A 23,634-nucleotide genomic window follows, 5' to 3' on the forward strand; every position below is an offset into this window, starting at 1 on the left:
GACAAAAAACAGCATGGAAAGTTTAAAAAATGTGCACTGTGCTGTTTTTTTGTTCGGTTGTTGCTGTTTTTAAAGGTTTTTGTATGTTTGTTGTTGTTTTTTTGTAACTGAAGATGTAGTGTTCCGATATCAGGGTTGTTCAGGGATTGTTCAGGGATGTTATTTAGAAAGGAAGCTATCGCTCAGCAAAGTGAGCGTTTAACGGGGGCGATTACCCTCATACAACCTCTATCAATAAAATTAACTGTGCTTATTTTGGCCTGTGTGGCTGTCACAGTTATTACCTTTTTATTCACTGCAGAATACTCACGCAAAGAAACCGTGCGCGGTTTTTTAATGCCTAATAAAGGGGTTATCCAAAGCTTTGCTAATCAAGGTGGTATGATTGAGCAGCTATTTGTACAAGAGGGTGATGCCGTTAATAAAGGTCAGCCGTTGGCGACCATCATTGTGCAGCAAAATAACAGCCAAGTATGCAAATACAACTACTTAATGACGAAATTACACAAAACCACACCCTACAAAAGCAAGAGTCACTTAACTTGCAGGCACAAAAACGTGCACTAACTAATGAGCAAGCTGCATTACAAAGCCAACTTAAACTTACTGATGAAAAACTAGCGCTACTTAACCGCCAACAAAGTAACCTTAACCAGCTTAATAAAAATGGCTTTTTATCAAATATTGAGCGTGAGCAACAACAGCAAGCCCTGTTGGATGCTAAGCAAGAAAAACAAAACCTAGCACGCTTGCTGATGCAGCAAGAAAACCAGTTAAGCCAACTAAGCTTTAATATTGCCAACGTGCCCCAGCAATACACGTTGCGTATAAATAGTCTTAAACGCCAACAAGCGGATGTTCAAAACCAACTTACGCAAATTAAAAGTAACTATCAATACACCGTCACCGCAAGTAATAGCGGTACAGTCACGGGTATTCAAGTGGTGGAAGGTGAAACACTCACCCAAGCCAAACCGCTACTGCATATTATTCCCGAAGGTTCAGAATTAGTGGCTGAATTACTATTACCTACACGTTCAGCAGGTTTTATTGCGCTTGGTAACGATACGCGTTTGCGATTTGATGCCTTTCCTTATCAACGCTTTGGTTTTATTAACAGCAAAATTAGCCGGATTGATAAGGCGCTCATTACCCCAAACGAAATACGCTTGCCTATCGCACTGCAAGAGCCAGTATACCGCTTGCGAGCAACACTTAGCCAGCAACAAATGCAGGCTTATGGTAAAGCATTTGAGCTAAAAAGCGGCATGTTGTTTGAGGCAGATATTATGCTAGAGCAGCGCACATTAATTGAATGGTTACTCGAGCCGCTGTATAGCCTAAAAGGACGAGTAAGTTAATTGTAGCAATAAAGGAAAATTTAAAAGTTTTGGTGGTTTGCTAAATGCAAACAACCGAAAAAGACGGCCAGCTTTAGTTAACTTTAGCGAGCAGCTAAAGCCAGCCTATTAACCGCTCACCTAATTGTAAGGTTGAGCATATTAACAACCCGATGACTTAACTAAAAAGCATCGGATTTATGGAGTATAACAAAATGCGTGAATTAAACGTAAAAGAAATTCAAGAAGTAAATGGTGGAGGAAGATCTCTAGGTGCAACAGGTTTGATTGGTGGAGCTGGAGCTTGGGGGGCCGCTTTTGTTACGACTAGCGCATTAGCTGGTGCTATGTTTATGACCGGCGGGTTGGTTCTAGTTGCAGCTGGTGCTGCATATTATGCGAGTCAGAAATAATGAAAGAATTAAACGAATTAGAATGTAAAGTCGTTACAGGTGGGGCATTAAATGCAGATAATACGATTGGCTTAGGGCTTGGTATTGTTGGCGTTGCGGGCTCGATCGCTGGCGCCGCGGCAGGAGCATTTTTCTTTCCTGTAATCGCTGCTGCTGCAGGTGGTTGGTATATTGGCTCTTCACTTTATTCAATGGCGACAGAGTAAGTAATTAAGGTCCAATCTTTGGTTGGGCCTTAAATCAATAAGGGGTAGGAATGAAATCAATTGCATTAATAACATTTGTTTTGAGTGTGTTCTTCATTTTCATTAAAAATTCAAGTGATAACTATCTGATATTTATATTTACTTGTATATTCTTAGCATTAGAAAAGCAGATTGAAAAGAATAAAAGTATTAGTACTATTGTTTTTATTATCTTATGTGTGTTTTTAGCTAATTTAATGTATCAAATAGTGAAGTTGTTTCTATTATAGCTTAGCTGCTCAATTCGTGATTTAACTTAGGATAGTGTTTTGGATTTAAACTTTAGCCTGAAAAATAGCATACCCCTTATCCTTCAATCCGAAATAGCTGAATGCGGCCTAGCTTCTGTGGCAATGGTGGCAAGCTATCACGGTCATAGGCTGGATATGCCGGCTATGCGTAAGCGCTTTTCGGCGAATCTAAAGGGTATGAACTTACAGCAGCTGATTGAGCTGGGTGATAATTTAGGGCTAGCCAGTCGTGCGCTGCAATGCCCAATCGAAGAAGTCCATAAACTGCAAACACCGTGTATATTGCACTGGGATATGAATCACTTTGTGGTGCTGACCAAAGTCTCTGGTAAAGGGCCTTCAGCTAAATTTGCTATTAACGACCCTGCTGTGGGTAAGCGTAGTTTAAGCTCGGAAGAGTTTAGTAAACACTTTACCGGCATTTGTTTAGAGCTCACGCCAACCAGCAAGTTTGAAGCTAAACAAGAACAAGCAAGAATGAAGTTTACCCAGCTTTGGAGCACCATGAAGGGCTTAAAAGCAGGGTTGCTAAAACTGATTGCATTGTCATTAGTATTACAACTATTCGCCTTAATGACCCCGTATTATATGCAGTGGGTTGTGGATGAAGTACTAATTAGTTTTGACGAATCGTTATTAACGGTACTGGCTATGGGGTTCGCGCTGATTGCAATTATCTCAGTGGTGACTAATGCAGTGCGGAGTTGGCTGATTTTGCGGCTTTCGAGTTTGCTCAATATGCAAATGGGGGTGAACTTGCTCAGGCACTTATTGCGACTACCAATGAATTATTTTGAGTCGCGCCATGTTGGCGATATTGTCTCGCGCTTTGGCTCATTAGCACAAATACGAGAACGCATTACTACTGGGTTTGTAGAAACCTTAGTCGATGGCGTCATGGCCATTACCGTATTGATTATGATGCTTATTTATTCACTGAAACTCACTGCGGTGGTTGTAGGGGCAATTGTGCTGTATACCTTAGTGCGCTTAGCACTTTACAGGCCACTGCACCAAGCCACCGAAGAAATGATTCAAAATTCAGCTAAAGAACAATCCAACTTTTTAGAAAATATTCGCGGTATGCAAACCATAAAATTGTTTGGTAATGAATCGCAGCGCCAAGGCATTTGGCAAAACCGTTATGCTGAGGTAATAAACAGCGAAATTCGTTTAGGGCGATTAAATATAAGTTTTGATTCATTTAATAAACTGCTATTTGGCCTGGAAAATGTATTAGTGATTTACTTTGCGGCATTGTTAGTTATGAGCAATAGCTTGTCTGTTGGTATGGTACTGGCGTTTATTGCCTATAAAAACCAGTTAACTAGCCGCTTTGCCAACTTAATTGAGCAAATCATTCAATTTAAAATGATGCGCTTACACTTAGACCGTATTGCCGATATTGCCCTAACTCAACAAGAAGCCAATCGCGATGGTGAAATAGCCTATACCGGTGATGACGAGGGTAATGTTAAAGGTCAGCTTACCCTTGAAAATATCTGCTTTAGTTACAGTGAAGAGCAAGCGCCCATTTTAACTAACGTGAATTTAACGCTCAATGCTGGTGATTCTATTGCGATTACCGGGCCTTCTGGTGCGGGTAAAACTACCTTGATGAAAATGATGCTCGGGTTATTGCAACCTACCTCAGGTAAAGTGCTGCTTGATGGTAAAGACATTACCCAGCTCGGCCTTAAAAATTACCGTAAGCAAATTGCCGCTGTAATGCAAGACGACACGTTACTGGCAGGTTCAATCGCCGATAACATCAGCTTTTTTGATCCACAACCCAATTATTTAAAAATAGAGCAGTGCGCCCACCATGCTGCTATTCATGATGATATTACTAAAATGACCATGGGTTACAATTCGTTAGTAGGTGATATGGGCTCAAACTTATCGGGTGGGCAGGTGCAGCGGTTATTACTTGCCCGTGCGTTATATCAATCGCCCTGCGTGTTGTTTATGGATGAAGCAACAAGCCATTTAGATAAAGATAACGAGGCTAAAATAAGCGAGCAAATTCAGCACTTACCCATTACACGCATTATGATTGCCCACCGCCAAGAAACTATTAATATGGCAGATAAAGTATTTGAACTTAAAGGTGGAGAGCTGGTGAATATGCAACAGCAAACAGTAAGTGCGTAATGTTGGGCAGTAAAAATAACTTTAAAAATTTTGGTAGTTTGCTAAATGCAAACAACTAAAAGACGGGTAGCTTTAGTTAACTTTAGCGAGCAGCTAAAGCCAGCCTATTAACCGCACACCTAATTGTAAGGTTGAGCATATTAACAACCCGATGACTTAACTAAAAAGCACCGGATTTATGGAGTATAATAAAATGCGTGAATTAAGCGTGAATGAATTTCAAGAAGTGAATGGTGGATGTGCAGAACATTGTTGGGGAGATTTTTCTTCAAAAGATTTATCTTCGGCAATGTCTGCTGGTGGTATGTTGGGCGTTAAAGGGGCACTTGTTGCTGGTGCTGTATACATAGCTGCAGTAGCTTGGTTTGATTTGAAGTAATGAGATATAAAGTACTTTTAATTCAGATAATTGCAACTTTTTTTATATGGTCTTCTCTTAACTTATTATATGAAAATTATATTCACTTTACAGATGAAGTATATAAATTTGCTTATTATATGCTCATAGTCTTAGTTGTTATTTACTTCAATAGAAAGTTGCGAACATATCTTTTGAAAGATAAAAAGTAGTAGCTTTAATATGATTGAGTTTTACTATTTAGGTTTAATATGACTATTGGGTTTAATTTAGCAATAATGTTAAAAAAGAGGAAGCAGAGCCGCTGCGAACGTTGCTGTTTATTACATGATAATTCATTGTGCACATGTCCTCACTGCTCTTCCTTGATGGGTGATCAGCTTTTAGATTATAAGCTTAAGAATCAAAAGAAAGTTCATAATATGGGTAAGTTTTTCATTGTATTATCACTTTTTTTATTTTTTTGCTTACTAATAAGTTTTTTTCTTTACGGATAAAAGCTCAACATCAAGGATATAAACACCCCAGTAATAATCAGCTGTACCACGCAAAAGCCCATAATGTCTTTAGCTTTTAATCCTGCAATGGCTAATACCGGCAATGCCCAAAAGGGTTGAATTAAATTAGTCCACGCATCTCCCCACGCCACAGCCATAGCAACCCGCGCCATATCTGCACCAAGCTCTTGTGCTGCAGGGATAACAATAGGCGCTTGTACCGCCCATTGTCCGCCACCTGAGGGCACAAACATATTAACGAGTCCTGCACTAATGAAACTGTAAAATGGCAAGCTATCGGCATCAGCGATGGCTATAAAGCCCTGTGATATTTGTTGCGCCAGTCCAGTATCTACCATGACCGCCATAATGCCAGCATAAAAAGGGAACTGAATTACAATTCCTGCGCCACTCGGAATCGCTTGTTGCAAGCTATTAAGCACATTATGGGGTGTTTGATGCAGAGTGATTGCCATAAACAAAAACAGGGCAATTACACTATTGAGGTTTAAGCCGCCACCTGCGATGAAAAAGTAATAACCTAAGTAGGCAAGTCCGATTAAACCAATGCCCATACCTAATAGCTTACTTTGTTCTAAATGCTGAGCAGGGCGTGTTATTGTTACTTTATCAGGTGGTGTGTTTTCAAGCAGTGATGGGTCAACATAAACACTGTCTTTTTCACTCGGTAGCATGTAGCGGTTAACCAGCGGCATAATAATAAATAAGCCAATCAGAATCGCAATGTTAAAGCCTGCGAATAAGGTTTGCTGTGTGCCAATAATACCCATAGTCGCCTGTGAAAAATGCCCTTCGGTGGCAATGGTTAGTGGTACGGAGCCTGCCAATCCGCCGTGCCATACTACAAAGCCTGAATAGGCACTTGCCACTAACAGCCGATAATCCACTCGAGTCTGATTAGCAATCGCTTTAGCAAATAAAGCACCAATTACTAAGCCAAACCCCCAATTTAGCCAGCTTGCCAAAAGCGAAATAAATGTCACTAAAATAATGGCTTTTGGGGCCGTATTAGCAAGCGTTGCTAATTTTGTTAGTAACATACTTATTAAAGAGGTACTGGCAAGCATATAGCCTGTTACTAGCACCAACAGCATTTGCATGGCAAAGCTTAGTAAGTTCCAAAACCCGCTCCCCCATGATGTTATTACCTCAAGTGTGGTTGCAGGGGTCGCTAAATTCGCAATGACTAAAGTAATAATGGTGAGCAAAATAACAAATATAAATGGGTCGGGTAAGTAGCGCTCGACGAGCTTGGTAAATGGACTGGCAACTTTATTAAGCATAATTAATAACGAGTTAGTGAAAACTTATTTGTTAATTAATCATGAAATCTTAGGATTAGCAAACACCGCTTTGAATAAACGCTCAGCAAGGCAGACTTTTTAAAGGTTGTTAATGAGGGGGTGTCGCTAGCAAATACTTACCTTGGTCGGTATTTGCTAGTTATGCTCAATTAAGAATCACCAAGCACTTGCTTTAAGCGATTTTGTACTTCTTGAACGAGTAAGTCGGGCTGAAATTTTGATAAAAATGCATTACAGCCTACTTTTTCCACCATGGCTTGGTTGAAGCTACCACTCAGGGACGTGTTAAGCACCACATGTAAGTTTTTTAAGCGATTGTCGTTACGTATTTCATAGGTTAAGCGATAGCCATCCATCGAAGGCATTTCGGCATCGGTAATCACCATTAGCAGCTCTTTTTCAACATCGCGCCCTTCATCAGCCCAGCTTTTGAGCATTTGTAGGGCTTCTAGGCCGTTACTGGCAGGAATAATTTCGATACCAAGCTGCGATAACGTATCGCTAACTTGTTTACGTGCTGTTGGCGAATCATCGGCGTGCAATATTTTGCGTCCTGCAAATTCGTTTACGATGGTTTCATCCAACACCCCATCAGTAATATTGACCTCGTACTCAACTATTTCAGCGAGTACTTTTTCTACATCAATAATTTCAACTAATTGCTCTTGGCCATCACGCTGCACTTTAGTTAGTGCCGTAATATAATGATTTTTACCCACAGAGCTGGGTGGCGGCATAATGTCAGACCAGGTCATATTCATGATTTGATCAACCTTGCCAATTAAAAAACCTTGTGTGGTGCGGTTATATTCAGTTATGACCAGGTTACAATCTTCACCATATTCTTTTTTAGCCATAGAAATGGCTTGGCGAAGGTCAATCACTGGGATAGATTCACCGCGTATGTTGGCTACACCGGTTACCTTAGGGTGAGAGTGCGGTATTTTGCTTAAACGGGGAAGCTTTACCACTTCTTTTATTTTAAATACATTGAGTGCAAATAAATGGCGGCTATGCAAATAAAAAAGTAGCAACTCTAAACGATTTTCGCCTACAAGCTGAGTACGCTGATCAACTGACGCTAAAACACCTGACATAATAGACCCATATTTTTCCTCATAACTTTATAACTATAGTTTACTCTTATTTTTCTTCATAACGAACCGTGAATATTTCGATTACAGTAAAACGTTGCTTAAGTGTTATCATGTGCAGTATCGTGTTACTAAATGATTTAAATAATCAATCGATTAACAAAAAATTATGCATCATATTTTTAAACGTATTGTTGTGCTGTTGCGCAGCCATATTGATCAGGTAAGTTGGCAGTCTGTTGTAATAGCAACATCCTTACATATGCTGCTTACTTGGTGCTTATTGTTAGTGGCAAATGAGCAGGCACTGCTTTCACCGGGTACTTTTTTTTACTACTACACGGTAACCACTTCAACGGTAGGGTATGGGGATTTAAGTCCATCAACTGACTTAGGTCGATGGATTGTCGCATTAATACAAATACCTTTTGGTTTGGCTTTATTTGGTGTCTTGTTGGGTAAAACAGGACAAACAGTAACTTACTTAATTAGGCGCGCTATGACTGGTGATAAAAACTTTGCTCACAGTAGCAATCATATTATTATTTTTGGTTGGCATAATGCTCGTACCAAAAAAATGATCGACTACATTTTGGCTGATACTAAGCGGACAGATCGCCGTATTTTATTAGCGGTTACTGAACAAATAGAGCATCCGTTTTTAAGTAATGAGAATGTTGATTTTGCTCGCCTAACCAGTTTCACCGATTTGGATGAATTAGAACGCGTTGCCATTCGCCACGCCGATAAAGTGATTATTGATGGCCAAGATGACGACCAAACATTTACCACCGCACTGCGTATTAGCCGTTTAGTCAAAGAAGATTGTCACATAAGTGCACACTTCTTTGATGAAACGAAAGTGGAAATGTTATTAGAGCATTGCCACAACGTAGAGTGTAGCAGTACTAAATCGGCAGAGATTTTAGTGCGCTCAATGCAAGACCCAGGCTCAAGTCGTGTACAAGAGGAACTATTATCAACCTTGCATGGTGATACGCAGTTTAGTTTACAAATCCCTAGTAATGTAAAAACCATGGAGTTTGGTAAATTATTTCATCACTTTAAGTACGATCATGATGCAATATTGTTAGGTGTGGCTCATAATTTAAGTGCAAAAAATATGGATTTAAATCCGCCTTTAGATTATGCAGTAAACGCCGGAGATATTTTGCATTACATTGCGCAAGAGCGAGTATTGAGTAATGAAGTTGACTGGCCTAGCTTGGAAAAATAATGACTGAAATTGCGTTTTTAATTATCGTTTTATGTGCTTACATTTTCCCTATTATGATAATTCTTAACAGTAAGCGTAGCCAAGGCCATGAAAAAAATGGCTGGCTAGTCGGCGCTATCTTCTTTTCGTGGATAGCGCTGATTCTTTACTTTTCGATTGTGCCCAAGCAAGGGCACGCCAAGAAAAAGTAAAGAATGAGTACCTTTTGTTACTTATTCTAATTGTCTCAGCTTATGCTCAACCAGCGGGTCGTCTGGCGCTAGCTGTTGAGCCACTTCTAATAGTTTAATGGCATCATTTGGATTTTCATCTTGATGCTTAATGGCTACGTCTATTAAAGGTTGAATATCAATTTTTTCTTGGTGCTCTTGCACGTGCGCTGCTTTTTCGTCGATTAAAATAGTGTGAGCGGTACTTAATAACGCTTGACGATGCGGCGAATTAGCATTGGCTTTATTAAGTTTTTTATAATAATCCTCTTTTAAACGCAGTGTTTTTGTTTGTAGCCTAAATTGTGCAATGTCGATTTGTTGATTAGCAATAAAATCAATAGCCACTTGTTTATAAAACCCAAACTTATTTAAATAAGTGGCATGGGTGCCGTGCCCCATCCCAAATACGCGTAAGTGAGTGAGCTGCTTATAGCGTTTAGCGTGTTGGCGGTCAATGCAGTTGGTTGGGTCGTAAATAATGTAGCCCTGTGCATCCCCTAAATCTAAATCATGGTAGTCACCTTGCCAGTCATATTGCTGGGCAATGTCGGTACTTGAGCGGTCATCCCAAGGGGCGATAAGTTTGTTTTTAGTGCTAACAGGATGGAAAAGCAGTACTTTGTCGAGTTTGAGTAATTTAGCAAATGCACCCACAGCAAAGCCGCCACGACTAAGTCCATAGCCTAGCTTGGTTTCAAAAGGAGAGAGTAGAGTTGATAGTTGCTCAATAAAAAAGATTAAATTGCGGTTACGAAACCAATTACTTTTACCCAAATGCTGAAACGCAATAATATTAACGTTTTGCTTTTGTGCTAAATGATAGCCCCAAGGTGCAAAGTCTTCGTTCAAATCACGCTCTTTTACATCAGTACCGGCAGGTGAAAAAGTAAAAAGCAGGGGGTTGTTGAGATCAACAAAGTGATATTTTACATACACATCACCGAGTAAATCCCCACCAGAGGTAGGTAGTTTTGCTTGCTTCTCATTATCGCTGAGAGTTAACCATTCATCTAACCAGTATAGTAATTTCATTTTTCCTCCAGTGCGCACAAGCCGCAGATCATAGCAAATCTGAGGGCATAAGAGAAATTGAGCCAAGCTATGCTGCGCTGGTGGAGTGCCTTTTTAATGGCAAAATGTATGTTACCTTTGCGACTATTAAGCCATGTTCAAAATTTCATTCCAGTCATTTTCGGTCACTGGCATGACCGATAAACGTCCCCCTTTTTTAAGTGCAATGTCTGTCACTGACTCATTTGCCTTAATTGCTTGCAAGCTCACTATGCTACTGAGATGAGAATGGTAGGTTACTTCCACCACAAACCAACGGGGGGTCTCAACGGTTGCTTTGGCATCATAATAATCGCTACTTAAGTCAAACTGAGTCGGATCAGGGTAAGCGGCTTTAGTGACAATTCCTATTCCCGCAACACCAACCTGTTTACAGCTAGAATGATAAATCATCACTAAATCACCTTGTTTAACATCATCGCGGATAAAGTTACGCGCTTGGTAGTTTCGCACGCCTTCCCATAACGTGGTTTGTTCAGGTGCATACTTTAAGTCATCAATTGAAAAGGCGTCGGGTTCGGTTTTAAATAGCCAAAAAGCCATATTAGTTTTCCTCACTCAGTGTGTTGGTATTTTTCCAGTATTGTATAGTATCATTTAGAAATTAGGGGATTGAGGAAGAAATAATGAGCCAAGTATTAGATGATTTATTGTCGTTGTTATCACTTGAAGAAATTGAACAAGGTTTATACCGAGGACAAAGCCAAGACTTAGGTTTTAGAGCGGTGTTTGGCGGTCAAGTTATGGGGCAAGCGCTTTCAGCAGCCAAAGAAACACTGCCAGCGGGGCGAATTGTTCACTCATTACATTCTTACTTTTTACGCCCAGGCGATGCTGCAAAGCCGATAGTGTATGACGTTGAAACGATTCGCGATGGTAAAAGTTTTAGTACGCGTCGTGTTAGCGCGATTCAGTACGGTAAGCCTATTTTTTACATGACGGCGTCGTTTCAAGGTGATGAACAAGGGTTATCGCATCAAGCGACCATGCCAGATGTTCCTGCCCCTGAAGAGCTACGTTCTTCATTAGAGTTTTATCAAGAAAATGCACAGCATATTCCAGAAGCTATCCGTAATAAATTTATTCGTGAAATGCCAATTGAAATGCGCCCAGTGAATTTTCATAACCCCTTTAAACCAGAAGCCATTGAACCAGTAAAACATATTTGGTTTAAAGCCAATGGCGATATGCCTGACGATCAACGTATTCATAACTATTTATTAGCGTATGCGTCCGACTTTGAATTTTTACCAACCGCATTACAACCACATGGCGTGTCGTTTATGCAGCCGAATATGCAAGTAGCGACGATTGACCATGCTATGTGGTTTCATCGTCCGTTTAGAATGGATGATTGGATTTTATATACTATTGATAGTCCAAGCGCGAGCTCAGGAAGAGGGCTGGTACGTGGGCAGTTTTTTGACCGCCAAGGAAACTTGGTAGCCTCTACTATTCAAGAAGGGGTAATGCGCCAGCGCTAATCCTAATACCCACTATATTGAATACCTTCAATATAGTGGGTATGGCTTTATTTTACTTGCATTGAGCGTGCACAATATCTGTTATTGACTGCCAAATGCGTGCCGGTAATAGCGTTTGTAGTTGCTTGTAAGTCTCGCACAACGCTGAGCTGCCTTGTAAGCCACTGTCTGATTCACTAATCAGCTTTTGTTCGCGTAGGTTTGAAATAAAGCTACTGAGTACCTTCTTATCAAAAAACTCTGGCGTTTTAATGCCATGTAACGTACCCAAGCGCTGCGCCAGCACATAGCTTTCACGTTCAAGCTCTGCTTTTTCAATCCCTTGGCTGGTTTGAATAAAGCCAATCACAATCGCATAACGTTGCAAAGTAAAGCTCAATGCACGACCGAGCATTTCGAGTTTGGCAAAGCTATCGTTATTTTGAGTCACTTTAATGTTATCACCATCAAGCGCAATTAAGCCTTGATCACTAAAGTTAGTTAAAATACGAGTAACGTAGCTCTCATCTAACTCTTGCAAGTACCACTCTTTAGCAAACAATGGATAAAAAGATTTCACCAGCTGATGGCACTGAGTTACGGTGCTTTGATGTTGCTTAAATAAATGCAGCGCCACTAAACTAGGCACCGCAAAAATATGTAAAATGTTATTACGGTAGTAGTTGAATAAGGTTTTTTCTTTATCGCTTATCGCAATTATTTCGCCAAACTCATCACTGATCACGTCAAACTTGTTAAGTTTTAAGGCATGTTCAAGTAGCTGCTCTGGTGTTTCATCTGGTGCGGTTATTTTACTGCTATAGCTGGCTTCACGTTGCAATCGTAAGTAAAACTCAAGCTGAGCTAACAGCTTTGGCTTACTCAATGCCTGCTTATCGTTTACCAGCAGTATCATCGCCAGTAAGTTAACAGAGTTAAGTGCGGCGGCATTGTTAATTTTAACCATAACCTGATCAGCAAGATTAGCCACCTGCGGCCCTAACCATTGTGGTTTTTGCACATCGGTTGCATGAATTGATTCACGCCAGTCAGGCTGGTTATCATTTAAATACTGATTGATAGAAATAGGGTCGCCAAAGTTTAAATAACCACGACCATAGTTTTTTAAATTTTTAATCGCTTTAAAAATACCTAATATCGACTCGCCTTTTTTATCGTTCCCAGCCAGCTCTTTTAAATAGGTGTTTATTTCCATGACGTGCTCGTAACCAATATATACCGGCACAATAGATATAGGTCTGTCTATACCGCGCAACATGGCTTGCATTGTCATTGCGAGCATGCCGGTTTTAGGGGGTAGTAAACGTCCCGTTCTGCTGCGCCCACCCTCGGTATAAAACTTTACCGAGTAACCTTTGATAAATAACTGGCTTAAGTATTCTTTAAATACCGCTGAGTAAAGTTTGTTACCAGCAAACGAGCGGCGAATAAAAAACGCGCCACTGCGGCGGAATATGCCACCGGCTGGGAAAAAGTTTAAGTTAATACCCGCTGCGATATGCGGTGGAACAAGCCCTTGATGGTAAATAGAGTAGGTCAGTAGCAAGTAATCCATATGACTACGATGACACGGCATGTAGATTATTTCATGGCCTTTGTTGGTTAGGTCATGGATTTGCTCGGTGTACTTTATATCAATCCCATTATACAGCTTGTTCCAAAGCCAGGTTAATATGCGATCGGCAACGCGAATGGTGGCGTCGCTGTAATTAGCAGCAATTTCATCAAGAAGCTTTAATGCGTTTTGTCGCGCTTGGGCTTGGCTAATATTTTTTTCAGACGCTTCAGTTTGAATCGCTTTTTTTATCGTTGGGGATGCCAGTAGTGAGCTAAATAACTGATCACGAGATGGGATTTTAGGCCCTGTGGCAGCCAGCTTCTGGCGCTTAAAGTGTACTCTAGCTACGCGAAGTAGTTTATGAGGAAGTTCATTTACATCGGCTTTTTCGTTCACCAGTAGTGATAAATCAAGTGGTTGGCTAAAACGAATAAAGTTGTCTCTACCTGAAAAAAGTACAACAAATATTTTTCTAAACCAGCTGGGCGTAAGTGAGTGCGAAAGTAAAGTACTCAGTCCTGGCTTCTCTTTACCCGGCGCTCTGCCCCATAAAATAGTCACAGGCACAACCTGCACATTTTTTTGGCCACTATTTAATAAGTGTTCAATGATTTGCTTGCCCTGATCTAATGCGTTGGTAGGCTTTTCTTTATTACCAAATAACGGTGGTGGGTTTTTAATGCCAATAAAACGATCTAACGCTTGGTCACCTAACACTTGCTGCTCGGTAGGGTCGGGCAAGCCATTTCGTTTACATACGCGCGCGAGTGCCGCTAAATCAAAGCGTGAATTTAAACGCACTATATAAAAGGTCGGGTTTTTAGGGTTTAACTCAAATTGCTCTAACGGCTTCTCAGGCAGTACTTTGCTTTTAACAAACAAGCGGCTAATACCACCAGAGATAAGATTTAAACCATAATTTAAAATACGCATTGACTCACCATAAGAGAGTAGTTACCCAAATCAATATGGGTATATAACAGCAAAATTAGCGCATAGGATAACATATTATCTAAAAAATCCTCTGCAGATTAATCGACAAGCTATGACATTATAGTGACATCATCACTTCCATTACGTTCACTATTAATAAACTTAGCTATTTTTTAAACGACAATTGCAAAGCAATTATGTCTAAATAGTTGTTGCATTTATCACCAGCATCATTATAATACGCAGGCTTTCAAAATTCCCTCGGGAACAAGAAAGAATAAATTAAGCTTGGATTTCAAGCTAATAAACAGGAGTTCCGATTTGGAACTCAACGTAGATATAATCTAACAACCGGCATCTTAATTATTAAGATTGTTTCGGTCGTTTTTTTATGCTCTTTAAATGCTCTTTATATTGAGGTTTAAGAATGTCAAATCAACGCATTCGTATTCGCCTAAAAGCTTTTGACCACCGTTTGATTGACCAATCAACGGCGGAAATCGTGGAAACTGCGAAACGCACTGGCGCACAAGTACGTGGTCCAATTCCACTACCTACACGCTTTGAACGTTTTACTGTACTTACATCACCGCACGTTAATAAAGACGCGCGTGATCAGTACGAGATCCGCACCCATAAACGTCTGATCGACATCGTAGAACCAACTGACAAGACTGTAGACGCACTTATGCGTTTAGACCTTGCTGCTGGTGTTGATGTTCAAATCAGCCTGGGTTAATCGGAAGATTAGAGAGGTTTTAGGAAAATGGCATTAGGTCTAGTCGGTCGTAAAGTGGGTATGACACGTATCTTCACTGAAGATGGTGTATCTATCCCTGTGACAGTTATTGAAGCGACTCCTAACCGCATTGCTCAGATCAAATCTGACGCAACAGACGGTTATAACGCGCTTCAAGTAACCGCAGGCACTAAAAAAGCAAGCCGTGTAAACAAAGCAACAGCGGGTCACTTCGCTAAAGCTGGTGTTGAAGCGGGTCGCGGTCTGTGGGAATTCCGCCTAAATGGTGGTGAAGGCGATTTTGAAGTAGGCGCAGAGCTTACGGTTGAATTATTCAACGAAATCAACAAAGTTGACGTAACCGGTACTTCTAAAGGTAAAGGTTTCCAAGGTGGTGTTAAGCGCTGGAATTTCAGCATGCAAGACGCTACACATGGTAACTCTCTATCTCACCGTGCTCCTGGTTCAATCGGTCAAAACCAATCACCTGGTAAGGTGTTTAAAGGTAAGAAAATGGCCGGTCAAATGGGTAATGAGCAAGTAACAACTCAGAACCTTGAACTAGTTCGCGTTGACGCTGAGCGTAACCTGCTTTTAGTTAAAGGTGCAGTACCTGGCGCTATCGGCGGTGACGTTATCGTTAAACCAGCTGTTAAAGCATAAGTCCTGGAGATTTAGTGATGGAATTAGCAATTAAAGACGCTTCTGGCGCTCTTGAAGTTTCTGAAGCTACTTTTGGACGTGAGTTTAACGAAGCATTAGTACACCAAGTAGTTGTTGCATACGCAGCAGGTGCTCGTCAAGGTACTCGTGCTCAGAAGACACGTTCTGAAGTAAGCGGTGGTGGTAAAAAACCATGGGCTCAAAAAGGTACTGGCCGTGCACGTGCTGGTACAATCCGTAGTCCAATTTGGCGTTCAGGTGGCGTTAGCTTCGCAGCTAAACCACAAGACCACAGCCAAAAAGTAAACCGTAAAATGTACCGCGGTGCGATCAAAAGCATCTTATCTGAATTAGTTCGTCAAGAGCGTTTAATCGTTGTTGAGAGTTTTGGTCTTGAAGCACCAAAAACTAAAGAACTAGTTGCTAAGCTTAAAGAACTTGAGCTTAAAGATGTTCTTATCGTGACTGAAGAAGTAGATGAAAATCTTTTCTTATCGGCACGTAACCTGTACAAGGTTGACACACGTGATGTAGCTGGTATCGATCCTGTAAGCTTAATTGCTTTCGACAAGGTACTAATTACAGCTGCTGCTGTTAAGCAACTTGAGGAGGCGCTAGCATGATCCGTGAAGAACGTCTTTTAAAAGTGATCCTTGCTCCACACATCTCTGAAAAAAGCACAATCGCTGCTGAAGAAAACAACACGATTGTTTTCAAAGTAGCAAATGACGCAACTAAAGCTGAAGTTAAAGCGGCAGTTGAGAAGCTTTTTGAAGTAGAAGTAACTGGTGTTCGCACACTTAACGTTAAGGGTAAAACAAAACGTACTGGCATGCGTTTCGGTCGTCGTAGCGACTGGAAGAAAGCTTACGTTACTCTTAAAGAAGGTAGCGAGCTGGACTTTGTCGGCGGCGCCGAGTAATAAGGGGAGTTAGAATTATGGCACTTCAAAAGTGTAAGCCAACTTCTGCGGGTCGTCGTCACCTAGTTAAAGTGGTTAACCCAGATTTACATAAGGGTAAACCTTACGCACCACTATTAGAGAAAAACTCTAAATCAGGTGGTCGTAATAACAATGGTCGTATTACGGTTCGTCATATCGGTGGTGGTCATAAGCAGCATTACCGTTTAATCGATTTTAAACGTACTAAAGATGGCATTCCAGCCACTGTTGAGCGTTTAGAATATGATCCAAATCGTAGCGCAAACATCGCTCTTGTATTATATGCAGACGGTGAGCGTCGTTACATTATCGCACCAAAAGGCTTAAAAGCTGGCGATGCAATCCAGTCTGGTGTTGATGCACCAATCAAACCTGGTAATGCATTACCAATGCGTAATATGCCTGTAGGTTCGACTGTTCACAACGTAGAACTTAAACCAGGTAAAGGTGCTCAAATTGCACGTTCTGCTGGTGCATACGTTCAAATCCTTGCACGTGATGGTCAATATGTAACATTACGTCTTCGTTCAGGCGAAGTTCGTAAAGTTGAATCTGATTGTCGTGCGACACTAGGTGAAGTAGGCAATGCTGAGCATATGCTTCGTTCACTTGGTAAAGCAGGTGCAAATCGCTGGCGTGGTATTCGTCCGACAGTTCGTGGTGTTGCCATGAACCCGGTTGATCACCCACACGGTGGTGGTGAAGGTCGTACATCTGGTGGTCGTCATCCTGTGTCTCCATGGGGTAAGCCGACTAAAGGTGCTAAGACGCGTAAGAACAAGCGTACGGATAAATTTATAGTACGTCGTCGTACTAAGTAATATTGAGGAATAGCCATGCCACGCTCTCTCAAGAAGGGTCCTTTTATAGACCTACACTTGCTGAAGAAGGTAGAGAAAGCTTTGGAAAGCGGTGAAAAGAAGCCAATTAAAACTTGGAGCCGTCGTTCAATGATCATACCTAACATGATCGGATTGACCATTGCTGTCCATAATGGTCGCCAGCATGTACCAGTTTTCGTTTCTGACGAAATGATCGGTCACAAACTAGGTGAATTTGCACCAACTCGCACTTACCGTGGCCATGCTGCGGATAAGAAAGCGAAGAAACGTTAAGAGGGGAAGATAAATGCAAGCATTAGCTAAACATAAATTCGCCTCTGGTTCGGCGCAAAAAGCACGTCTAGTTGCAGATCAGATCCGCGGGTTACCTGTCGATCGCGCACTAGAAATCCTGGCGTACAGCCCGAAAAAAGCGGCTGTATTAGTTAAGAAAGTACTTGAGTCTGCTATTGCTAACGCAGAGCATAACGAAGGTGCTGACATTGATGAGCTACGTGTAACAACGATTTTTGTGGACGATGGTCCAACAATGAAACGTATTATGCCACGTGCTAAAGGACGCGCAGACCGCATCCTTAAGCGTACAAGCCACATCACTGTTGTGGTTTCAGATAGCTAGGAGATATAAGTAATGGGACAAAAAGTTCATCCTACTGGTATTCGCCTAGGTATATCTAAACCTTGGGTTTCTACCTGGTACGCGAATTCAAAAGATTTCTCTGCACAGCTTTTTGGCGATCACAAAGTACGTACATTCCTTACTAAGGAATTAAAAGCGGCTTCTGTGTCTAAAATCGTTATTGAGCGTCCAGCAAAATCTATCCGAGTAACTATTCACACGGCTCGTCCGGGTGTTGTTATCGGTAAAAAAGGCGAAGACGTAGAAAAATTACGTCAAGCGGTAACTAAAATCGCTGGTGTACCTGCTCAGATTAATATTTCTGAAGTACGTAAACCAGAACTAGATGCACAACTAGTAGCAGACGGCATTGCCTCTCAGCTAGAGCGTCGTGTTATGTTCCGTCGCGCTATGAAGCGTTCGGTACAAAATGCAATGCGCATCGGTTCTAAAGGGATTAAAGTTGAAGTTAGCGGTCGTCTTGGCGGCGCAGAAATCGCACGTTCAGAATGGTATCGTGAAGGTCGTGTACCTCTACATACTCTTCGTGCTGATATCGACTACGCAACTTCTGAAGCCTTAACCACTTACGGTATCATTGGTGTTAAAGTTTGGATCTTCAAAGGCGAAGTTATTGGTGGTTTACCACTAGTACAAGAGCAAGAGAAGCCAGCTAAACGCGCACCAAAGAAAGCCAAAAAAAGTGCTAAGTAGAGGTAGCGAGTAATGTTACAGCCAAAACGTACAAAATTCCGTAAAATGCATAAAGGCCGCAACCGTGGTCTAGCGCAAAACGGTAACAAAGTAAGCTTCGGTACTTTCGGTTTGAAAGCTACTGGTCGTGGCCGCATGACTGCTCGTCAAATCGAAGCAGCTCGTCGTGCTATGACGCGTCACGTGAAACGTCAAGGTAAAATCTGGATCCGTGTCTTCCCTGACAAGCCGATCACAGAAAAACCTCTTGAAGTTCGTATGGGTAAAGGTAAAGGTTCTGTTGAATATTGGGTTGCTGAAATTCAGCCTGGTAAAGTACTTTACGAAATGGAAGGTGTTTCAGAAGAGCTTGCTCGTGAAGCGTTTAACCTTGCTGCTCGTAAACTGCCATTCAAAACAACTTTCGTAACTCGGACGGTAATGTGATGAAAGCAAGCGAACTAAAAGATAAAAGCGTAGAAGAGCTAAATGCTGAACTTCTAGGTCTTCTTCGTGAGCAGTTTAACCTGCGCATGCAAGCAAGCACTGGTCAGTTAGCTCAGACACACACGCTAAGAACAGTACGTCGCGATATCGCGCGTGTAAAAACAATTATTAACCAGAAGGCAGGTCAATAATGAGCGATAAAATTCGTACTCTTCAAGGCCGTGTAATCAGCGACAAGATGGAAAAATCTTTCACTGTTGCTATCGCACGTTACGTGAAGCACCCAATCTATGGGAAATTCATCAAACGTACGACTAAGTTACACGTACATGACGAAAATAACACTGCAAAAGCGGGTGACGTAGTTACTATCCGTGAATGCGCTCCAATCTCTAAGAACAAATCTTGGACTTTGGTAGATGTTGTTGAACGTCCAAAACAAGCTTAATTTTTAATTAAGTCTGTTTTATGAAAAGCCCCGGCATTAGCTGGGGCTTTTTACGTTTAGAGCAGTTTTTAGCGGTAAGCTTTCAGCCTTTAGCTGGCAGAAGTAAATTATAGCGCCGTAGTTTGGGTTGAGTGTTACGAACCTAAGTGCAATAAAATATTATTATAAAATAGGCGTAAGAAAAGCCTTTGCAAGTGCAAAGGCATATGCTTTTCTGCGAAGCCCGAAGCCCGAAGCCCGAAGCCCGAAGCCCGAAGCCCGAAGCCCGAAGCCCGAAGCCCGAAGCCCGAAGCCCGAAGCCCGAAGCCCGGAGCCCTTTTACCAAATCATTTCTACAAATTCAGGGTGGTCGATATACGGGTTACGATTTCCCTGAAATTCAAACGCTGCTTGATTGCGGTCTAATTCCATTTGGCTAACGGGGTCGTTGTTATGCCATTTTAATAACATAGCCACGACCCAATTTTCAAATACTTGGTTACTAGAGCCGTTAAGTACGGCATTACTAGCCGTGGTGTTATTTTGCCAAGAGCCGATTACGTTTTGGTAGCGTGTAGCCATGTAAAAATAAGCACGAGCAAAGTCACCTTTAAATTCATCAATAGGCTCAAATACAGTACCAGTGTAATTAATCGCACTACTTGCAGAACCTAATTGACTGCCATTGGTTGAAGTAAACGTAGCGCTGGCCACTTCACCGAACGGGAAGTTGCTACGCTTTGAATTTACATAGCCGTCAGTGGCGTAAATATGATGAACATCAGAGTTCATTGGTTCTATGGTGCCGCCAAACCAGCTTTTAGGAAATGAATGTTCACGGTTATAACAATCGGCTTCGCTATTGTAGGTACCGCACTGATCGCTTACAGCAGTATAAGTGTAGCTATCAACTCCATTTGGCTTTTCACTGTACATATCTAAAATACTATTATCATTTTCAAAGTATTTATCGCGTGCTGATGCGTCGTAAAAACTCCAAATAGCAGAATACCCTTGAGCGTTATGGTTATTAATAATGTTATAAAGCTCAGTTTTTAGCGTGTAGCCAGTTAAGCCTTGAGTTGTAACATAGTAGCCGGTTGGCGTCGGTGTTGGCTGGGTAGCACCTAATGAGAATGCGGTAGACTCACTTGCTTGAAAGCTTGATCCACTGGCAAGCAAATTGGCTTCATTATTCAAGGCGTAGCTGCCACTGCCAAATGAGCAACAAATACCATCGCCGTAGCTGTCGTTAATAGTAAATGTATAGTCGCCATTGGTTAAACATAATTGTTCGGTGTATTGAGTATTTGCGGCATAACCACTGCCGCTTGCAACCATACCAGCTTGGTTGTGTGTTATTTGCCAACTGGTTTCTTCGCCGTAGTTATCTGTAGTTAGGTTAAAAGTAAGGCTGTTATCTGCGCAGCTTGGAGAATCACTGCTGTCATTATTAGGTAAGAAGTTATCAACATAAACTAACTCACTACCATCAAAGCCGCTTGTATCGTAAAAGCGTAAACCGACATCAATCGTTTTACTACTATCAGCGGTATAGCTGTAAGTTATGGTTTGCCATTGATTGGTTTGTGCTGGATTTGAATAGCCTTTATAACCATCTATGAACAAACGGGCCTTAAGATGACCTTCGGTATGATACACATCCACTGAAAATTCATAAGTTTCACCCATTTCCACCGCGACTTGCTGTAAAAAGTCAGTGTTACTTTGTGTGCCAGTATTTACGCTAATCGCTGCTGCTTGTAAGCCTGTACTCACGACTGCGCTGTTGGCAGATACGTTAATACCGCTATCAATCACCGTCCATGCTTGTGGGGTGTTGCCTGTCCATTGTTCAAAGTTGCCATTAACCACATTAGCCATCGCAGGCAAAGAGCTCAATAACAACGCGCTCAAAAGTAATTTGTTTTTATATATGCCGTGTAACATAGGTGTTCCTATTTTATAGTTTTAAGCAATATACATCAGATCATAAAGGTTACAAAATTGTTAAATTAGAATTTCATAAAAGGCAATAAAAACCCTTTAGGTTAATTTCACTGGTTTTTAACTAGATTAATAACTAAATGGAATATCAAAGCAGATTCTATTCTTTTTTTATCTATGCTTAGACGGCTATCCTGCATACTCAATTAACCTCAACAGAACCTTCTGAATGAGGTGGCACTCATTTTAAACAATGTGAACAAGCATTGTGTTTAACGTTCAGGGTTATGAGGAAAAATTCATGTTGTTAGGTCAACTCAATGCGCTAGCAAGTCCGCTTTCGCAAGAGCAAGTACAAAAGCTACAAGGTTTAGTGGCTGAGCTTAATCCAATTCAGCAAGCGTGGGTTAGCGGCTATTTGGCTGCTAATGCTAATTCAGCAGCGCTAGGTGCGCCAATTGCAGGTACACCAGCAACCTCTGAGGCAGCAGTACTTACTATTTTGTATGGTTCACAAACAGGTAACGCTAAAGCGGTGGCGACTAAGCTTAAAGAGCAAGCTGAATCTCGTGGGTTAGCTGCAAAGCTGGTTAGCATGTCAGATTACAAGCCAACCGCATTGAAAAAAGAAAAGTTTTTAACCGTTGTTGTATCAACTTATGGTGAAGGTGAGCCACCTGAAGATGCCGAAACACTGTACGAATTTTTAATTACCAAAAAAGCGCCAAAGCTTGATGGCGTTAAAGTCGCGGTATTAGGTTTAGGTGATTCTAGCTATGAATTTTTCTGTCAAACCGCTAAAGACTTTGAAGAGCGTTTAACTAAACTCGGTGCAGAGGTTATTTATCAACGTGCCGACCTAGACGTTGATTACGATGATGAAGCCGCCACTTGGATTGAGGGCGCGTTAAATGCGTTTGAACCAGATTTAAAAGCTCAGCAAGATGCCACAGGCGGCCAAGTTGTATCAATGCCATTTGGCACGCCCACGACAGCGGCTAGCCAATACACTAAGCAAAACCCGTTTGCGGCAGAGCTAAGCTTAGTGCAAAAAATTACCGGTCATGACTCAACCAAAGATGTACGCCATGTTGAAATTTCACTTGAAGGCTCTGACATTACCTATACGCCGGGTGACTCGTTAGGCATTTACTTTTTAAATGATGAAGCCCGTGTAGATGAGCTACTAGCGCAAACGCAAATTGATCCAACTAGCCGCGTTAAACTTGGCGATGAAGAACTTAGCGTGCGTGATGCCTTAATTGAAAAACTAGAGCTGACACAATCGTACCCTGGTTTTGTCGAAAAATATGCCACGGCTACAGGCACGCCTGAACTTCTTAAGCTTGTGGAAGATAAAGCCGCAATGCGCGAATATATTGAGCCTCGCCAAATTTTTGATGTGGTTGCACAAAACCCAGCTAAATTAGAGGCGCAAACACTGGTTGATTGCCTACGTAAACTGCAAGCGCGCTTATATTCAATTGCTTCTAGCCAAAGCGAGGTTGAGGACGAAGTGCATTTAACTATTGCATTGGTTGAGTTTGAAGCGTTTGGCACAGAGCATTTAGGTGGCTGTTCAGGCTATTTAGCACGCCGTGCGCAAGAAGGCTGTAAAGTAAAAGTATTTAGTGAACATAACGACAACTTCCGCTTACCAGTAAATGATGACACACCGATTATCATGGTAGGGCCAGGTACAGGTATTGCACCGTTCCGTGCTTTTTTACAAGAACGTGATGCGCGAGAGGCTACGGGTAAAAACTGGCTGTTTTTTGGTAACCCACACTTTACCCAAGACTTTTTATACCAAGTAGAAATTCAAGGTTACTTAAAATCAGGCTTATTGAGTAAAGTAGATGTGGCGTTTAGCCGTGAGCAAGCAGAAAAAGTTTACGTGCAAGACAAGTTACGTAAAAACTCAAAAGAAGTATTTGACTGGTTAGAAGCGGGTGCTCATTTTTATGTGTGTGGCGATGCAAACCGTATGGCTAAAGATGTACACAATGCCTTAATTGATATCATCACAGAAAATACCGGCAAAAGTAATGAAGAAGCCGATCAATACTTAAAAGATTTGCGTAGCGCAAATCGCTATCAGAAAGACGTGTATTAAGTGCACGTTGTTTATTTTATTAAAAG

General features: G+C 41.5%; 27 protein-coding genes. 21 read left to right on the forward strand and 6 right to left on the reverse strand.

Translation table 11 applies throughout. From position 1 onward, the window contains the following. Positions 1-156: 156 nt before the first annotated feature. The 6 genes from PSM_RS18690 (at position 157) to PSM_RS00755 (ending at position 4,782) form a co-directional block, all read left to right on the forward strand. Entirely contained in the window at positions 157-567 is a 411-nt protein-coding gene (locus PSM_RS18690) for a biotin/lipoyl-binding protein (protein WP_236613522.1), read from the forward strand. Further along, positions 474-1,361, forward strand: a complete 888-nt coding sequence (locus tag PSM_RS00730; RefSeq protein WP_236613523.1) for an HlyD family efflux transporter periplasmic adaptor subunit — start codon at positions 474-476, stop codon at positions 1,359-1,361. Before PSM_RS18690 ends, PSM_RS00730 begins: the two co-directional genes overlap by 94 nt. A 194-nt stretch (positions 1,362-1,555) precedes the next feature. Then, positions 1,556-1,753, forward strand: a complete 198-nt coding sequence (locus PSM_RS00735) for a hypothetical protein (RefSeq protein ID WP_013463768.1) — start codon at positions 1,556-1,558, stop codon at positions 1,751-1,753. Next, positions 1,753-1,959, forward strand: a complete 207-nt coding sequence (locus tag PSM_RS00740) for a hypothetical protein (RefSeq protein ID WP_013463769.1) — start codon at positions 1,753-1,755, stop codon at positions 1,957-1,959. Before PSM_RS00735 ends, PSM_RS00740 begins: the two co-directional genes overlap by 1 nt. 308 nt (positions 1,960-2,267) lie before the next feature. Continuing rightward, positions 2,268-4,403, forward strand: coding sequence for a peptidase domain-containing ABC transporter (locus PSM_RS00750; protein WP_076916056.1), 2,136 nt, complete (start codon positions 2,268-2,270; stop codon positions 4,401-4,403). Between the two features lie 193 nt (positions 4,404-4,596). Next, positions 4,597-4,782, forward strand: coding sequence for a hypothetical protein (locus PSM_RS00755; protein WP_013463771.1), 186 nt, complete (start codon positions 4,597-4,599; stop codon positions 4,780-4,782). Between the two features lie 466 nt (positions 4,783-5,248). Here the strand turns inward: PSM_RS00755 and PSM_RS00765 are convergent, their stop codons facing one another. Both PSM_RS00765 and PSM_RS00770 read right to left on the reverse strand, forming a co-directional pair. Next, the gene (locus tag PSM_RS00765) at positions 5,249-6,562 is read right to left on the reverse strand and encodes a short-chain fatty acid transporter (RefSeq protein WP_013463772.1); all 1,314 of its coding nucleotides are present in this window, start codon (positions 6,560-6,562) and stop codon (positions 5,249-5,251) included. Positions 6,563-6,732: 170 nt separating this feature from the next. After that, positions 6,733-7,680 carry a chemotaxis protein CheV gene (locus PSM_RS00770; protein WP_013463773.1) on the reverse strand — a complete coding sequence of 316 codons (948 nt, stop codon included), beginning with the start codon at positions 7,678-7,680 and terminating at the stop codon, positions 6,733-6,735. A 166-nt stretch (positions 7,681-7,846) separates the two neighbouring features. Between PSM_RS00770 and PSM_RS00775 the strand changes: the two genes are divergently transcribed. Together PSM_RS00775 and PSM_RS00780 are read left to right on the forward strand one after the other, a co-directional pair. Beyond that, positions 7,847-8,914 (forward strand): potassium channel family protein, encoded by a 1,068-nt coding sequence (locus PSM_RS00775; protein WP_013463774.1) that lies wholly within the window; start codon positions 7,847-7,849, stop codon positions 8,912-8,914. Then, a complete protein-coding gene (locus PSM_RS00780; RefSeq protein WP_013463775.1) occupies positions 8,914-9,105 on the forward strand; it encodes a hypothetical protein in 192 nt (63 codons plus the stop codon). The genes PSM_RS00775 and PSM_RS00780 overlap by 1 nt, the downstream gene beginning before the upstream one ends. Positions 9,106-9,126: 21 nt before the next feature. On the opposite strand, the gene PSM_RS00785 is transcribed toward PSM_RS00780, so the two are convergent. Further along, complete coding sequence (locus tag PSM_RS00785) at positions 9,127-10,158, reverse strand: hypothetical protein (protein ID WP_013463776.1); 1,032 nt, start codon at positions 10,156-10,158, stop codon at positions 9,127-9,129. 126 nt (positions 10,159-10,284) lie between these two features. Beyond that, on the reverse strand, positions 10,285-10,740 hold the full coding sequence (locus PSM_RS00790; RefSeq protein ID WP_013463777.1) for an EVE domain-containing protein: 456 nt from the start codon (positions 10,738-10,740) through the stop codon (positions 10,285-10,287). A gap of 83 nt (positions 10,741-10,823) precedes the next feature. Here PSM_RS00790 and tesB point away from each other — a divergent pair, with 83 nt between their 5' ends. Continuing rightward, the gene (tesB, locus tag PSM_RS00795) at positions 10,824-11,681 is read left to right on the forward strand and encodes an acyl-CoA thioesterase II (protein ID WP_013463778.1); all 858 of its coding nucleotides are present in this window, start codon (positions 10,824-10,826) and stop codon (positions 11,679-11,681) included. A 52-nt stretch (positions 11,682-11,733) separates the two neighbouring features. Here the strand turns inward: tesB and plsB are convergent, their stop codons facing one another. Next, positions 11,734-14,172: a glycerol-3-phosphate 1-O-acyltransferase PlsB gene (plsB, locus tag PSM_RS00800; RefSeq protein ID WP_013463779.1), complete on the reverse strand. Its 2,439-nt coding sequence runs from the start codon at positions 14,170-14,172 to the stop codon at positions 11,734-11,736. Positions 14,173-14,599: 427 nt separating this feature from the next. Here plsB and rpsJ point away from each other — a divergent pair, with 427 nt between their 5' ends. The 11 genes from rpsJ to rpsQ are packed head-to-tail and all read left to right on the forward strand — an operon-like array spanning position 14,600 to position 19,566. Then, positions 14,600-14,911, forward strand: coding sequence for a 30S ribosomal protein S10 (gene rpsJ / locus PSM_RS00805; RefSeq protein WP_002957900.1), 312 nt, complete (start codon positions 14,600-14,602; stop codon positions 14,909-14,911). A gap of 27 nt (positions 14,912-14,938) precedes the next feature. After that, positions 14,939-15,574 (forward strand): 50S ribosomal protein L3, encoded by a 636-nt coding sequence (gene rplC, locus PSM_RS00810; protein WP_008108338.1) that lies wholly within the window; start codon positions 14,939-14,941, stop codon positions 15,572-15,574. Between the two features lie 17 nt (positions 15,575-15,591). Beyond that, positions 15,592-16,197, forward strand: a complete 606-nt coding sequence (gene rplD, locus PSM_RS00815; RefSeq protein ID WP_008108340.1) for a 50S ribosomal protein L4 — start codon at positions 15,592-15,594, stop codon at positions 16,195-16,197. After that, the gene (rplW, locus tag PSM_RS00820) at positions 16,194-16,496 is read left to right on the forward strand and encodes a 50S ribosomal protein L23 (RefSeq protein ID WP_008108343.1); all 303 of its coding nucleotides are present in this window, start codon (positions 16,194-16,196) and stop codon (positions 16,494-16,496) included. The genes rplD and rplW overlap by 4 nt, the downstream gene beginning before the upstream one ends. Positions 16,497-16,513: 17 nt before the next feature. Continuing rightward, positions 16,514-17,338: a 50S ribosomal protein L2 gene (gene rplB, locus PSM_RS00825; protein WP_007376192.1), complete on the forward strand. Its 825-nt coding sequence runs from the start codon at positions 16,514-16,516 to the stop codon at positions 17,336-17,338. A gap of 15 nt (positions 17,339-17,353) precedes the next feature. After that, positions 17,354-17,632: a 30S ribosomal protein S19 gene (gene rpsS / locus PSM_RS00830; RefSeq protein WP_004588689.1), complete on the forward strand. Its 279-nt coding sequence runs from the start codon at positions 17,354-17,356 to the stop codon at positions 17,630-17,632. A gap of 13 nt (positions 17,633-17,645) precedes the next feature. After that, complete coding sequence (gene rplV / locus PSM_RS00835) at positions 17,646-17,978, forward strand: 50S ribosomal protein L22 (protein WP_004588690.1); 333 nt, start codon at positions 17,646-17,648, stop codon at positions 17,976-17,978. 12 nt (positions 17,979-17,990) lie between these two features. Next, positions 17,991-18,692 carry a 30S ribosomal protein S3 gene (rpsC, locus tag PSM_RS00840; RefSeq protein WP_008108350.1) on the forward strand — a complete coding sequence of 234 codons (702 nt, stop codon included), beginning with the start codon at positions 17,991-17,993 and terminating at the stop codon, positions 18,690-18,692. A gap of 12 nt (positions 18,693-18,704) precedes the next feature. Continuing rightward, on the forward strand, positions 18,705-19,118 hold the full coding sequence (gene rplP / locus PSM_RS00845; RefSeq protein ID WP_008108352.1) for a 50S ribosomal protein L16: 414 nt from the start codon (positions 18,705-18,707) through the stop codon (positions 19,116-19,118). Continuing rightward, positions 19,118-19,309, forward strand: a complete 192-nt coding sequence (rpmC, locus tag PSM_RS00850) for a 50S ribosomal protein L29 (RefSeq protein WP_004588692.1) — start codon at positions 19,118-19,120, stop codon at positions 19,307-19,309. Before rplP ends, rpmC begins: the two co-directional genes overlap by 1 nt. Further along, the gene (rpsQ, locus tag PSM_RS00855) at positions 19,309-19,566 is read left to right on the forward strand and encodes a 30S ribosomal protein S17 (RefSeq protein WP_013463780.1); all 258 of its coding nucleotides are present in this window, start codon (positions 19,309-19,311) and stop codon (positions 19,564-19,566) included. The genes rpmC and rpsQ overlap by 1 nt, the downstream gene beginning before the upstream one ends. Positions 19,567-19,884: 318 nt before the next feature. Here the strand turns inward: rpsQ and PSM_RS00860 are convergent, their stop codons facing one another. Further along, positions 19,885-21,495, reverse strand: coding sequence for an endonuclease (locus tag PSM_RS00860; RefSeq protein WP_013463781.1), 1,611 nt, complete (start codon positions 21,493-21,495; stop codon positions 19,885-19,887). Positions 21,496-21,793: 298 nt separating this feature from the next. Between PSM_RS00860 and PSM_RS00865 the strand changes: the two genes are divergently transcribed. Beyond that, positions 21,794-23,608: an assimilatory sulfite reductase (NADPH) flavoprotein subunit gene (locus tag PSM_RS00865; protein ID WP_013463782.1), complete on the forward strand. Its 1,815-nt coding sequence runs from the start codon at positions 21,794-21,796 to the stop codon at positions 23,606-23,608. Positions 23,609-23,634: the final 26 nt, after the last annotated feature.

It is taken from the genome of Pseudoalteromonas sp. SM9913, assembly GCF_000184065.1.
Lineage (GTDB): Bacteria > Pseudomonadota > Gammaproteobacteria > Enterobacterales > Alteromonadaceae > Pseudoalteromonas > Pseudoalteromonas tetraodonis.